The organism is Herbidospora sp. RD11066 (assembly GCF_054661255.1).
In genome coordinates, this window is the sequence record NZ_BAAGDO010000010.1 from 149,988 (window position 1) to 161,922 (window position 11,935).

Annotated in this window: 12 protein-coding genes; 7 read left to right on the top strand and 5 right to left on the bottom strand. The window is 70.5% G+C overall.

What is annotated here, in order from left to right; genetic code table 11:
* Window positions 1–85 precede the first annotated feature (85 nt).
* From moaA to ACYQ78_RS32050, 3 genes are all read left to right on the top strand, one after another.
* Window positions 86–1,069 (top strand): GTP 3',8-cyclase MoaA, encoded by a 984-nt coding sequence (moaA, locus tag ACYQ78_RS32040; protein WP_459804824.1) that lies wholly within the window; start codon window positions 86–88, stop codon window positions 1,067–1,069.
* A 209-nt stretch (window positions 1,070–1,278) separates the two neighbouring features.
* Window positions 1,279–1,530, top strand: a complete 252-nt coding sequence (locus ACYQ78_RS32045) for a DUF6457 domain-containing protein (RefSeq protein WP_459804688.1) — start codon at window positions 1,279–1,281, stop codon at window positions 1,528–1,530.
* A gap of 112 nt (window positions 1,531–1,642) precedes the next feature.
* Window positions 1,643–3,544 (top strand): WD40 repeat domain-containing serine/threonine protein kinase, encoded by a 1,902-nt coding sequence (locus ACYQ78_RS32050; RefSeq protein WP_459804689.1) that lies wholly within the window; start codon window positions 1,643–1,645, stop codon window positions 3,542–3,544.
* A gap of 210 nt (window positions 3,545–3,754) precedes the next feature.
* On the opposite strand, the gene ACYQ78_RS32055 is transcribed toward ACYQ78_RS32050, so the two are convergent.
* On the bottom strand, window positions 3,755–4,072 hold the full coding sequence (locus tag ACYQ78_RS32055; protein WP_459804690.1) for a DUF3099 domain-containing protein: 318 nt from the start codon (window positions 4,070–4,072) through the stop codon (window positions 3,755–3,757).
* A gap of 56 nt (window positions 4,073–4,128) precedes the next feature.
* On the opposite strand from ACYQ78_RS32055, the gene ACYQ78_RS32060 reads away from it, so the two are divergent.
* The gene (locus ACYQ78_RS32060; RefSeq protein ID WP_030452318.1) at window positions 4,129–4,344 is read left to right on the top strand and encodes a dodecin; all 216 of its coding nucleotides are present in this window, start codon (window positions 4,129–4,131) and stop codon (window positions 4,342–4,344) included.
* 67 nt (window positions 4,345–4,411) lie between these two features.
* Here the strand turns inward: ACYQ78_RS32060 and ACYQ78_RS32065 are convergent, their stop codons facing one another.
* Window positions 4,412–5,779: a metallopeptidase TldD-related protein gene (locus tag ACYQ78_RS32065; protein ID WP_459804691.1), complete on the bottom strand. Its 1,368-nt coding sequence runs from the start codon at window positions 5,777–5,779 to the stop codon at window positions 4,412–4,414.
* Entirely contained in the window at window positions 5,776–7,269 is a 1,494-nt protein-coding gene (locus tag ACYQ78_RS32070) for a TldD/PmbA family protein (RefSeq protein WP_459804692.1), read from the bottom strand. Before ACYQ78_RS32070 ends, ACYQ78_RS32065 begins: the two co-directional genes overlap by 4 nt.
* 119 nt (window positions 7,270–7,388) lie before the next feature.
* Here ACYQ78_RS32070 and fabG point away from each other — a divergent pair, with 119 nt between their 5' ends.
* Window positions 7,389–8,093: a 3-oxoacyl-ACP reductase FabG gene (gene fabG, locus ACYQ78_RS32075; RefSeq protein ID WP_459804693.1), complete on the top strand. Its 705-nt coding sequence runs from the start codon at window positions 7,389–7,391 to the stop codon at window positions 8,091–8,093.
* Window positions 8,094–8,095: 2 nt separating this feature from the next.
* Window positions 8,096–8,860 (top strand): enoyl-ACP reductase FabI, encoded by a 765-nt coding sequence (fabI, locus tag ACYQ78_RS32080; RefSeq protein ID WP_459804694.1) that lies wholly within the window; start codon window positions 8,096–8,098, stop codon window positions 8,858–8,860.
* Here fabI and ACYQ78_RS32085 read toward each other — a convergent pair.
* Window positions 8,857–9,723, bottom strand: a complete 867-nt coding sequence (locus ACYQ78_RS32085; RefSeq protein ID WP_459804695.1) for a hypothetical protein — start codon at window positions 9,721–9,723, stop codon at window positions 8,857–8,859. The two genes, fabI and ACYQ78_RS32085, sit on opposite strands and share 4 nt — an antisense overlap.
* 222 nt (window positions 9,724–9,945) lie before the next feature.
* Between ACYQ78_RS32085 and ACYQ78_RS32090 the strand changes: the two genes are divergently transcribed.
* A complete protein-coding gene (locus tag ACYQ78_RS32090; protein WP_459804696.1) occupies window positions 9,946–10,959 on the top strand; it encodes a cellulose binding domain-containing protein in 1,014 nt (337 codons plus the stop codon).
* A gap of 40 nt (window positions 10,960–10,999) precedes the next feature.
* Here the strand turns inward: ACYQ78_RS32090 and ACYQ78_RS32095 are convergent, their stop codons facing one another.
* Entirely contained in the window at window positions 11,000–11,932 is a 933-nt protein-coding gene (locus tag ACYQ78_RS32095) for an aldo/keto reductase (RefSeq protein WP_459804697.1), read from the bottom strand.
* Window positions 11,933–11,935 lie beyond the last annotated feature (3 nt).

An 11,935-nucleotide genomic window follows, 5' to 3' on the forward strand; every position in this document is an offset into this window, starting at 1 on the left:
CAATGGTTTTCGCCGGGAGGAATCCCCGTTGATCGGGGCTGGTTGTACGTGAATTAAGGTGGCATACAGAATGGGAGATGGTGACGTGCTGGTCGATTCGTTCGGGCGTGTCGCGACGGACCTCCGGGTCTCGCTGACCGACCGTTGCAACCTGCGGTGCAGCTACTGCATGCCGCCGGAGGGCCTCGACTGGCTGCCCAAACCCGAACTGCTGACGGCCGACGAGATCGTCCGCCTGGTCACCGTCGGGGTGCGCGACCTGGGCATCACCGAGGTCCGCTACACCGGGGGAGAGCCCCTGCTCCGGCGAGAGCTGGTCGACATCGTCGCCCGCACCTCCGCTCTGGGCGCCGAGATCTCCCTCACCACCAACGGCATCGGCCTGGCCCGCCTGGCCGCGCCGCTGGCCGAGGCGGGCCTCCACCGCGTCAACGTCTCCCTCGACACGATCGACCGCGAGACCTTCAAGACCCTCGCCCACCGCGACCGCCTCCCCGACGTGCTGTCCGGCCTGGAGGCCGCCGACGCCGTGGGCCTGCGCCCCGTGAAGGTCAACGCGGTACTGATGCGCGACATCAACGATCATGAGGCCGTCGACCTGCTGCGCTACTGCCTCGACCGCGGCTACCAGCTCCGCTTCATCGAGCAGATGCCCCTCGACGCCCAGCACGGCTGGAGCCGCAAGAACATGATCACCGCCGACGAGATCCTGTCGATGCTCGGCACCGAGTTCAAACTCTCCGACGCCGACCCCCACGACCGGGGCAGCGCCCCCGCGGAACTCTTCCTGGTTGACGGAGGCCCCGCGACGGTGGGCGTGATCGGCTCGGTCACGCGCCCGTTCTGCGGCGCCTGCGACCGCGTCCGCCTCACCGCCGACGGCCAGATCCGCAACTGCCTCTTCGCGACCGAGGAGTCCGACCTGCGCGGCGCGATGCGCTCGGGCGCGACCGACGAGGAACTGGCGGCGCGGTGGCTGGCATCGATCGCCCGCAAGAAGCCGGGCCACGGCATCGACAACCCCGAGTTCCTCCAGCCCGCGCGCCCGATGAGCGCGATCGGCGGCTGACCTCTCCGTGCCCTTTTCCTGTACGAGATCTCTGAGCCAGGGGTTGGAAATGGCTACCGGAACGGTGCCCGCGTGAGCCGATATGCCGAAATTTCGGGCGGCTGTAGCCGCCCGAAAGGGTTTGTGGTGGGGCGAGTAGGCAGTTCTTGATCGTTACGAAGCGCGATTGCTTGAAGGGCCGAAGGGCTCTGTTGTGACTGTGGCACCGGATGATCTGGAGGTTGCTGGTGAACGTGCTGGAGGAATGGACCGCGCTGGTCTGTCGTGAGCTGGGGATCGACCCGGCCGTCGTCGATCGGGACATGGTGCTCGATCTGACCAAGGACGTCGCCCACGGGGTCGCCCGCCCCGCCGCGCCGCTGACGGCCTACCTGCTCGGATTGGCTCAGGGCGCGGGCACCGCGCCGCCCGACGCGGCGGCGCTCCTTTCCGCCAAGGCGGCCGAATGGACGCGTGAATAGACGACCTCGCTGATCTTTTCGGGATACGGAGCGGGTCGTTTCTTGGAAGGATGCCGGGGACGGGCGCGAGCCAGGCCCTCGGATCGTTTCCGAGCTATTGCGAGAATTCACGATGGATGCCCTGCTGCCCGACGATCCCGACCGGATCGGCCCCTATCGGCTGGAGGGCCGCCTCGGCGCGGGCGGCATGGGTGAGGTCTTCCTCGCGCGCTCGCCGGGCGGCCGGATCGTCGTGGTCAAACGCATTCACGGCCACCACGCCACCGACCCCGAATACCGCGCCCGCTTCGCCCGGGAGATCGACGCCGCCCGCCGCGTCGGCGGCCACTTCACCGCCCAGGTGGTCGCCGCCGACCCCGACGCCGACCGCCCGTGGATGGTCACCGCCCACATCCCAGGCCCGTCCCTCCAGGCCTTTGTTTCGGGTCATGGCCCCCTAACGGCAGACACGGTCGTCGCGCTGGGGGCCGGTCTCGCGGAGGGGCTGGCGGCGATCCACGCATGCGGGCTGGTCCACCGCGACCTCAAACCGGCCAACGTCATCTGCGCCGACGACGGCCCCCGCATCATCGACTTCGGCATCGCCCGCCCGCTCGACGCCGGTCCCCTCACCGAGACGGGCGCGCTCCTCGGCACCTGCGCCTACATGTCACCGGAGCAACTCAACGGCCACCCGGCGACGCCCGCCGCCGACGTGTTCGCCCTCGGCTGTGTCCTGGGGTTCGCCGCGACCGGCCAGGGGCCCTTCCACGCCGTGTCGCTGCCTGCCATCGTCCGGCGGGTCACCAGCGAGGATCCCGACCTGAGCCGGGTACCCACCGCACACGGCCTCCGCGACCTCGTCGCCGCCTGCCTGGCGAAAACCCCCGCCGACCGCCCCGAGGTCACCGACATCCTGGCCCGGCTTGCCCGCTCGGGCGCCGGGCACCATCGGCCGGCCACACCCGATCGGCTCGAGTCCCCGACGCGCGAACCGGCCCGGACCGAGCAGGTGTCGAGCCGTTTACCCCGCCGCGCTCTGCTGACCGCCGGACTGGGCGTGAGCGGCGCGATCGCGGTCATCGCGATCTCCCACGCGTTCGGCGGCGAGAAGGCGGCGCCCAGCGCGACCCCGGTGGAAACGAAGGTGCAGGCCTACAACATCGGTGAGGTCGTGGCCCACGAGCAGGGGGTGTACGCAGTGGCGTTCGCCCCCGATGGGAAAGTGCTGGCCACCGGGGGCGGTGGGGGCGTGCGGCTGTGGGATACGACCGACCCGGCCCGGCCGGTCGCGCTCGATCCGCTCCGCTACGACGACTGGGTCGCCACCCTGGCGTTCAACCACGACGGCACCCTCCTGGCCACCGGCGCCCACGACGGGTCGCTGAGGTTGTGGGACGTCGCCGCCCGCGCGCCCGTGGCCGTCCTCGAAGGGCAGACCGGCCGGGTCACCACGCTCGCGTTCACCCGTGACGGCACCCTGCTCGCCTCCGGAGGCGACGACGAAACGGTGCGATTGTGGGATGTGGCGGGTCAGGCCGCCGCCGGCACGCTGCCCGGTCACCGGAGCGGGATCGACTCGCTGGCGTTCAACCACGACGGAACCATCCTGGCCTCGGCCAGCGGCGATCCGACCGTCTGGCTGTGGAACGTCGAGGAACGGGCCCGCCGGGCCGATCTCCTCACCACCGCGGGGATGTTCGCGGTGGCGTTCAACCCCGCCGGGTCGCTGGTCGCCGCCGGAGGCACCGATCCCTCGGTGCGCCTCTGGGACGTGGCCCGCCGCACCATCGTGGCCACGATGACCGGCCACACGAACGCGATCGGCTCCCTGGCCTTCAGCCCCGACGGCACCCTGCTCGCCTCCGGAGGCGACGACAGGACGGTCCGGCTGTGGAAGGTGGCCGACGGCGCTCTCGTGGACGTCCTCACCGGACCAGAAGACCGCGTCACCTCGGTGGCGTTCAGCCCGGACGGTCAGTTGCTCGCGGTCGGCAGCACCGACACGAAGCTACGGCTCTGGAAGATCGCCTGAAAAAATTTCGGCAAAGATCGGCGGAGTAAAGGCGCCGGGAAAAGGTCTGGGAATAGGGCGACGCCGGGTGGTTACGGGGGCAAACCACCCGGCGTCGCTTCATCGGCGTTCCGACGGGGGCCCGGAACGCCGGCACCAGCGCTCCGACGGGGGACCAGAGCGCTTGGCTAAACTGTACACCTACCACCCTTAGGATGCGTCAAGACTTAGTCACGACCCGATCTCGCGTCGATGCCGTGGTATCTCGTTTTGGTTAGCCTCACCCATGTCCTGAGGTGGCGGAAGGTCCTTTCCCCGCTCGTTGGCACCGATCACGGCAAGGTACGGCAAAAGGACCGCCCCGGCGATGAAGGCGACCCGTAGCCACACCGGCGCCCCGGGCCATGCCACGGCGAGGATGAGACAGACCACGCGGATCGACATCTTGATCACGTAGCTGATCTCGCGTTTGCGGATGTCGGCCGAAAGTGACGGTTGAGCGTCGGTCACCTGGTGGACGGTCGTCTTCCGCCGATGGAACAGGTTCACACCTCCACCCTAAGCCCGCGCGTTACGATCATCTTCGCGACGACAGGGGAGGCACGATGTCCGACCGCACCTACCGGGTGACCGAGATCGTGGGAACGTCAGGGGAGTCCGTCGACCAGGCCATACGCAACGGGATCAGGCGCGCGTCACAGACGCTGCGGCATCTCGACTGGTTCGAGGTGACGGAGGTCCGCGGCCACATCCAGGACGGCGAAGTGGCCCATTTCCAGGTGGGCATGAAGGTCGGATTCCGGCTCGAAGATTCCGAATAGCCCGCCCGATAGCACGGAGGGGCGGCCCCGCGCAAACGCGAGACCGCCCCTTGACAGCTCTGTCAGATCAGTTGGCCTGGCTCACGGTCGACATGTTGAAGTCGGGAACCCGCAGCGGCGGCATGATCGTCCGGGTGAAGTAGTCGTTCCACTCGCGGGGCAGGGTCTGCGCGGCCGCGCCGACCTCGGTGATACGGCTCAGCAGGTCGACCGGCGACTCGTTGAAGCGGAAGTTGTTCACCTCGCCCGTCACCTCGCCGTTCTCGACCAGGTAGACGCCGTCGCGGGTGAGGCCGGTGAGCAGGAGCGTCTGCGGGTCGACCTCGCGGATGTACCACAGGCAGGTCAGCAGCAGGCCGCGCTCGGTGGCCGCGATCATCTCCTCCAGCGTCCTGCCGCCCGCGGGGCCCTCCATGATCAGGTTGTCGATCGAGGGGGTCTCGGCCAGGCCGGTGACCTCGGCCGAGTGGCGGGTCTGGATCAGGTTGGCCAGCTTGCCGTCGGCGATCCACTTGGTCTGGCCCAGCGGGAAGCCGTTGTCGAATACCGACTGCTCGCGGCCGGAGGTGTGCGCGACGGTGAAGCCGCCGCACTCCACGCCCGCCCGAGCCGGGTCGCTGTAGAGGTCGATCGGCAGCTTGGCCAGCTCTTCGCCGACGCGGGTGCCGCCACCCGGTTTGGCGAAGACGGTGCGGCCGTCGAAGGCGTCGCGGGCGCCCGCCGACCAGTACAGATAGATCATCAGGTCGGCCACCGCGCCCGGGGGCAGCAGGGTCTCGTAGCGGCCGGGGGCCAGGTCGATCTTCCGCTTGGCCCATTCGAGGCGCTGCGCGAGCGTCGCGTCGAGGGCGGCGATGTCGACGTCGGTGAAGTCGCGGGTGGCCGCGCCGACCCACGCCGAGCGCTTCATGTCGGGCGACTTGGCGTTCAGTTCCAGGCGGCCGGTCGGCTGGTCGTGGCGGCGGCGCAGGCCGGTGCTGGTGCCGACGAAGACCGAGTTGACCAGGTGTTCGGCGAAGCCGTAGAGCCTGCGGCCACCGGCCTCGGCCGCCGCGAACGCCTCGCCCAGCGCCGGGGCCAGATCACGGAAGACCGCGATCGAGGTCTCCTCGGCCGGACGGTCCCAGTCGGGGGCCGTGTCACCGGCGACCAGCGGGCGGGCGTCTTCGGACGGCTGCGCGTCACGCGCCGCCCGGTCGGCCGCCGCGACGACGTCGGCGATCTGGTCGGGCGTGACGCCCGAACGGGAGACCACGCCGGTCGCGGCGCCGGCGATCGAGATGACGGTCAGCCGCGAACCCCGGGCGACGCCGTTGGTCGTCAGGGTGTTCCCGGCGAAGCGCAGGTTCGCGCTCGTGTCCTCGTCGACGATGACGACGCGCTCGTCGGCGCCCGGCAGCGCCAGGGCGCGCTCGACTACTTCCTGCGGGGTCACTTGCCGCCCTCCTGGACCGTGTTGAGGATCTTCACGCCGCGGAACCGGGCGGGTGGGCAGCCGTGGCTGACCGGGGCCACCTGGCCGGGCTGGCCCTTGCCGCAGTTGAAGGCGCCGCCGAGCACGTAGGTCTCGGGGCCGCCGACGGCGTCCATCGAGCGCCAGAAGTCGGTGGTGGTCGCCTGGTAGGCGACGTCGCGGAGCTGGCCCGCCAGCCGGCCGTTCTCGATCTTGTAGAAGCGCTGGCCGGTGAACTGGAAGTTGTAGCGCTGCATGTCGATCGACCAGCTCTTGTCGCCCAGGACGTAGATGCCGTCGTCGACGCCCGCGATGAGCTCCTCGGCCGACGGGCCGTTCTCGGCGGGCTGGAGCGAGACGTTGGCCATGCGCTGGATCGGCGGGTGACCGGGGGAGTCGGCGAAGGCGCAGCCGTTCGAGCGGCCCAGGCCCTTGAGCAGGGCCATCCGGCGGTCGAGCTGGTAGCCGACCAGGGTGCCGTCGCGGACGATGTCGAACCGCTGGCCCTGCACGCCCTCGTCGTCCCAGCCGACGCTGGCCAGGCCGTGTTCGGCGGTGCGGTCGCCCGTCACGTTCATGATCGGGGAGCCGTAGGTGAGCTTGTTCAGCTGGTCGAACGTGGCGAAGGAGGTGCCGGCGTAGGCCGCCTCGTAGCCCAGCGCCCGGTCGAGCTCGGTGGCGTGGCCGATCGACTCGTGGATCGTCAGCCACAGGTTCGAGGGGTCGACGACCAGGTCGTAGGTGCCCGCCTTCACCGAGGGGGCGGCCAGCTTCTCGGCCAGCAGGTCGGGGAGCTCGGCCAGCTCGGCGGGGAAGTCCCAGCCGGTGCCGGTCAGGTATTCGTAGCCCCGGCCGACCGGCGGCGCGAGGGTGCGCATGTCGTCGAACGCGGCGCCCTCGCTCTTCATCGCCGTCAGCGCCGGATGCACGCGGACCCGCTGCTGCGTGGTCACCGTGCCGGCCGAGTCGGCGTAGAACTTCTGCTCCTTGACCTGCATCAACGAGGCCGACACGTGGTCGACCCCCTTGGCCAGCAGGCCCGACGACCAGTCGGCCAGCAGCGCGACCTTCTCACGCAGCGGCACGTCGAACGGGTCGACGTCGTAGGCGGACACCCACACGCCCTCGTGGACCGGCTCGGCGGCCAGCTCGATGGGCTCGCGGTTCAGCGGCGCGCTCACCTCGGCCACCAGGACGGCCTGCGCCGTCACCTCGGCCACCGCCTCGGGCGTGAGCGTGATGCCGCCGGCGAACCCCCAGGTGCCGTTCTTGACGACCCGTACGGCGAAACCGAGGTCGTCGGCGTCGCTGGAGCCTTCGAGACGGGCGTCGAACAGGCGGAGCGTCTCGGCGCGGACCCGTTCGAGGCGGAAGGCGGCGAACTCGGCGCCCAGCTCGCGGGCCCGCTGGAGTGCCGCGTCGGCCAGTGGCCGCAGCGGCAGGGCGAGGAAGTCGGGATCGATCTGACGCATGGTGGCGATCCTAGTGCGCGGCGTACAAGATGATCTGGCGTAACCCCACCACGCCGCGGCCGCGATCTTGTGTCCGGCGGACAAGGGGCTACCCGGAAGTAACTAGTAACGTCGGGTACATGCCTCGTTCTGTACTCGTCACCGGCGGCAACCGCGGCATCGGCCTCGCGATCGCCCGGGAACTCTCGGCGGCCGGAGACCTCGTCGCCGTCACCCACCGATCCGGCCAGGCCCCCGAAGGGCTCTTCGGCGTCCCGTGCGACGTCACCAGCCAGGAGTCGGTCGACGCCGCCTTCGAGAAGGCCGAGGCCGAGCACGGCCCGGTCGAGGTCGTCGTGGCCAACGCCGGGATCACCAAAGACACCCTGCTGGCGATGATGAAGGAAGAGACCTTCACCGACGTCATCGACACCAACCTCACCGGTGCCTACCGCGTCGCCAAGCGCGCGGTCCGCCCGATGCTCCGCCTCAAGCGCGGCCGCATCATCCTCGTCTCCTCGGTCGTCGGCCTCCTCGGCTCCGCCGGGCAGGCCAACTACGCCGCGTCCAAGGCCGGCCTGGTCGGCTTCGGCCGGTCGCTGGCCCGGGAGCTGGGCTCGCGGAACATCACCGTCAACATCGTGGCCCCCGGTTTCGTCGAGACCGACATGACCGCCGCCCTCACCGAGGAGCAGCAGGCCGCGATCCAGAAGCAGATCCCGCTCGGCCGGCAGGCGAAGGTCGGCGAGGTCGCCCGCGTCGTCCGCTTCCTCGCGAGCGAGGACTCCTCCTACATCACCGGGGCCGTGATCCCCGTCGACGGCGGCCTGGGAATGGGGCACTGACCATGGGAATCCTCGAGGGCAAGCGCATCCTCGTCAGCGGCGTCCTGACCGACGCCTCGATCGCCTTCAACGTGGCCAAGCTGGCCCAGGAAGAGGGCGCCCAGATCGTCCTCACCGGGTTCGGCCGCCTCAGCCTGGTCGAGCGCATCGCCAAGCGGCTGCCCGAGCCGCCGCCGGTGCTGGAGCTCGACGTCAGCAACGTCGAACACCTCGACAGCCTGGCCGAGCGGGTCGGCGAGCACCTCGGCGGGCTCGACGGCGTCGTCCACTCCATCGGGTTCGCGCCGCAGACCGCCCTGGGCGGCAACTTCCTCAACACCTCGTGGGAGGACGTCGCCACCGCCTTCCAGATCTCGACCTTCTCCTACAAGTCGCTGTCGATGGCCTGCCTGCCGCTGATGAAGCAGGGCAGCTCGGTCGTCGGCCTCGACTTCGACGCCTCCAAGGCGTGGCCGGTCTACGACTGGATGGGCGTGGCCAAGGCGGGCCTCGAGGCGACCAACCGCTACCTCGCCCGCGACCTGGGCAAGCACGGCATCAGGGCCAACCTGGTGGCCGCCGGTCCGCTGCGCACGATGGCCGCCAAGAGCATCCCCGGCTTCAAGGAGTTCGAGGACTCGTGGCCGGCCAAGGCCCCGCTCGGCTGGGATCTGGCCGACACGATCCCGGCCGCGAAGGCGTGCGTCGCCCTGCTGAGCGACTGGTTCCCGGCGACGACGGGCGAGATCGTCCACGTCGACGGCGGCGTGCACGCGATGGGCGTCTAGGCGACGCTCTGGCGCCTGCGTGAGGTCGAGGGGAGCCCCGAGAGCGGAAGCGCCTCGGGGCAGAACTCTTCGAGCTCTTCGTGACGGGCCCGCTTGATCCACGCCACCCGGGCCGCCAGCACCGCCGAGACCAGCAGGATCGTGGTCAGGCCCGTCGCGACCGGGTCGTAGGCCTGCTTCGGCCGCACCTGCGGCTTGGGGACGTCGTCGCTCATCAGCTCGGGGATGAGCATGCCCGGCCACAGCAGCGGCGGGGCGATGTCGCCGACGCGCACCGGTTCGAGCTCCACGGGCTCGGCGGGCCGGGGCGTGGGCCCTGAGGCCGTCACGATCGGCTCGCCGGCGTCGATGAACTGGGGCCTGGGCTCGGGCCGGCGTTCCTTCCGCCTCTTGCGCTCCTCGGCCGTCGGGGTCGGCTTGACCCGCACCGGCTCGGCGTCGAGGGTGGGCACCGGGCTGTGGCCGCAACCGGTCGTGCAGACCTTCACCGAGTCGCCGCCGCTCACCCCGGTGTCGGCGCCCGAGACCGACGGACCGGCCGACGGCTGCTGCTGCGGGGGCGCGGAGGAGGACGAGGAGGAGGAGGGCGACGGCTTCGCCGAAGAGTCGCTTCCGGTGACCCCGCCGACCACCTTGTCGACCGTGTCGGTGACGTCTCCGAGGCCTCCGCCGGTCACGTCGTCGACCAGGTCGGTGGTGCCGTCGACGACCTTGCACAGGGTGTCGGTGATACCGGGAAGAAGGCCGCCCCGGTCGCAGTCGGCGGCCGTGGCGGCCTCGGCGGCCAGCAGGGGGAAGGTGGCGGCGATGGCCACGGCGAGAACTCCTGCTCCGAGGTTGGACGCGCGCCGTCCGATCCCCATGAGCCCTCCCCATTACCAGGCGCACCACTCCCGTTGGCGCGGTCCAGTGTCTCTCCAACGCGTGATGAATTTCGCGCTGCGTCGCCCTTCGGTATCCAGGTGTGATACGCGAGACCATTTCTCGTTCGGTTTGCTGAACCTTTCAAGGTCCACCTGCCCGGGGCCCGGCCCCTGAGGCGCCCTCGTTGACGGGGTACCCGGGCCGTCCGGACCATCGGAGCCATGCAGATCACCGCTGTGGTACTCGCCGCCGCTCTGCTCGTGGCCCCGGCGCCGTCGCCGGCGCCGTCGCCCACCGGGAGCCCCGGTCCGCTGGTGTGCCGGACCGGTCCGATCCCCCCGAGCCCGCCCGTCAACGCCCCGCCGACCGCGCCGGGCGCGCCGGTGGTCCTCTGGTCGTTCTTCAACGGCGCGTCACTGCGCTGGGAGCCGTCGACCGACGATCACGGCGTGGCCTGCTACGAGGTCTTCCAGGACGACGGCGGGAACGGGATCCTCCGGGCCGTCTTCCAGGGGGCCACCGAGGGCTGGGTCAACCTCCCGACCCCCACGGGGACCAGGATCTATCCCGTCTACGTGGTCGCGGTCGACCGCTACGGCGTACGCGGCCCCCGGTCACCGGTCACCCAGGTCCGCATCAGCAACGACATCGTGCAGCCGCAGCCGAGCCGCCCGATCGCCGCGCCGCTGAGCCCCACCAGCGTGCGCCTGTCCTGGACGCTGCCCTCCTACAGTGCACCCGCCTCGGCCTACCAGGTCATCTCGAACGGACAGCTGCTCACGACGGTCCCGGGCACCACCGCGACCCTCATCGGGCTGACGCCGGGCACCGAGTACTCCGTCACGGTCCGCCCCGTGTACCTGGACGGCAGCTGGGGGTACGACTCGCCGCAGGTGGTCTTCACCCCGAGCACGCCCGCCGTGTCGTGCCGGGTCACCTACTCGGCCGGTTCATGGGGCACCGGCATGAGCGCGAACGTCGCGATCAAGAACACGGGCGACGAGCCGATCGAGGACTGGGAACTCGCGTTCACCTTCCCCCACAGCGGGCAGCGGCTGGAGCGGGGCTGGTCGGCGGAATGGGCGCAGAGCGGCCAGCGGGTCACCGCCACGGGCGTGAACTGGAACAGGGACATCGCGCCCGGCCGGACCCTGTGGATCGGTTTCAACGGTGAGCACACCGGCGTGAACCCCGCGCCGGCGGACTTCACCGTCAACGGCTCCGCCTGCGCCTGACCCGCAGGCGGCGTTCACCCGAGGGGCCCTGGACGGTGTGTCAGGACGACACGTCGTCCAGGGCCTCGCGGATCTCCCACGGGAGCACGAGCTTCTCGCTCTCCAGCACGCCCAGCAGCTGGGCGTGGGTGCGCGCGCCCACGATCGCCGAGGCGACGCCGGGCCGGTCGCGGACCCAGGCCAGCGCCACCGCCAGCGGCGAGGCGCCCAGGCCCTCGGCCGCCGTCACGCACGACTCGACGATCCGGCGCGACCGCTCGTCGAGATAGGGCTGGATGAAGTCGGCGAAATGCGGCGTCGCGGCCCGCGAGTCGGCCGGGATGCCGGTGCGGTATTTGCCGGTCAGCACGCCCCGCCCGAGCGGCGACCAGGCCAGCACCCCCGCGCCGACGTGGCCGGCGGCGGGGATCAGTTCGTCTTCGGCCTCACGGGCCACCAGCGAGTATTCGATCTGCGCGGCCACGATCGGGGCCCGGCCCGCCGCCGAGCGCTGGTGCACCCCGGCCGCCGCGAGCTGCCAGCCCGCGTAGTTGCACACCCCGGCGTAGGCGGCCCGCCCGGTCGAGACCGCGATGTCGACGGCCGCGAGGGTCTCCTCCAGCGGTACGTCGGGATCGAAGGCGTGGAGCTGCCATAAGTCGACCTCTTCGACGCCGAGACGGTCGAGCGAGGCGTCGAGGGCGCGGATCAGGTGGCGGCGCGAGCCGTTCCTGCCACCGGGGGTGAGCACCCCTTTGGTGGCGATCACCAGGTCTTCTCTGGGGACGACCTCTTTGATCAACCGGCCGATCAGCCGTTCGGCGTCACCACCGGCGTAGACGTCGGCGGTGTCGATCAGCGTGCCGCCTTCGTCGGCGAACGTCATGAGCTGCGCGGAGGCCTCATCGGCCGACGTGTCGCGGGCCCAGGTCATCGTGCCCAGGCCGATGCGCGAAACGGACAGGCCGCTGCGCCCGACATATCGCTGATCCATTGT

Excerpts from the sequence above, each read along its gene's own strand:
- ACYQ78_RS32095 (WP_459804697.1), bottom strand. The coding sequence starts at position 11,932 with ATGGATCAGCGATATGTCGGGCGCAGCGGCCTGTCCGTTTCGCGCATC.
- ACYQ78_RS32085 (WP_459804695.1), bottom strand. The coding sequence starts at position 9,723 with ATGGGGATCGGACGGCGCGCGTCCAACCTCGGAGCAGGAGTTCTCGCC.
- ACYQ78_RS32070 (WP_459804692.1), bottom strand. The coding sequence starts at position 7,269 with ATGCGTCAGATCGATCCCGACTTCCTCGCCCTGCCGCTGCGGCCACTG.
- ACYQ78_RS32045 (WP_459804688.1), top strand. The coding sequence starts at position 1,279 with ATGATCTGGAGGTTGCTGGTGAACGTGCTGGAGGAATGGACCGCGCTG.
- ACYQ78_RS32090 (WP_459804696.1), top strand. The coding sequence starts at position 9,946 with ATGCAGATCACCGCTGTGGTACTCGCCGCCGCTCTGCTCGTGGCCCCG.
- ACYQ78_RS32050 (WP_459804689.1), top strand. The coding sequence starts at position 1,643 with ATGGATGCCCTGCTGCCCGACGATCCCGACCGGATCGGCCCCTATCGG.
- ACYQ78_RS32060 (WP_030452318.1), top strand. The coding sequence starts at position 4,129 with ATGTCCGACCGCACCTACCGGGTGACCGAGATCGTGGGAACGTCAGGG.
- fabI (WP_459804694.1), top strand. The coding sequence starts at position 8,096 with ATGGGAATCCTCGAGGGCAAGCGCATCCTCGTCAGCGGCGTCCTGACC.
- fabG (WP_459804693.1), top strand. The coding sequence starts at position 7,389 with ATGCCTCGTTCTGTACTCGTCACCGGCGGCAACCGCGGCATCGGCCTC.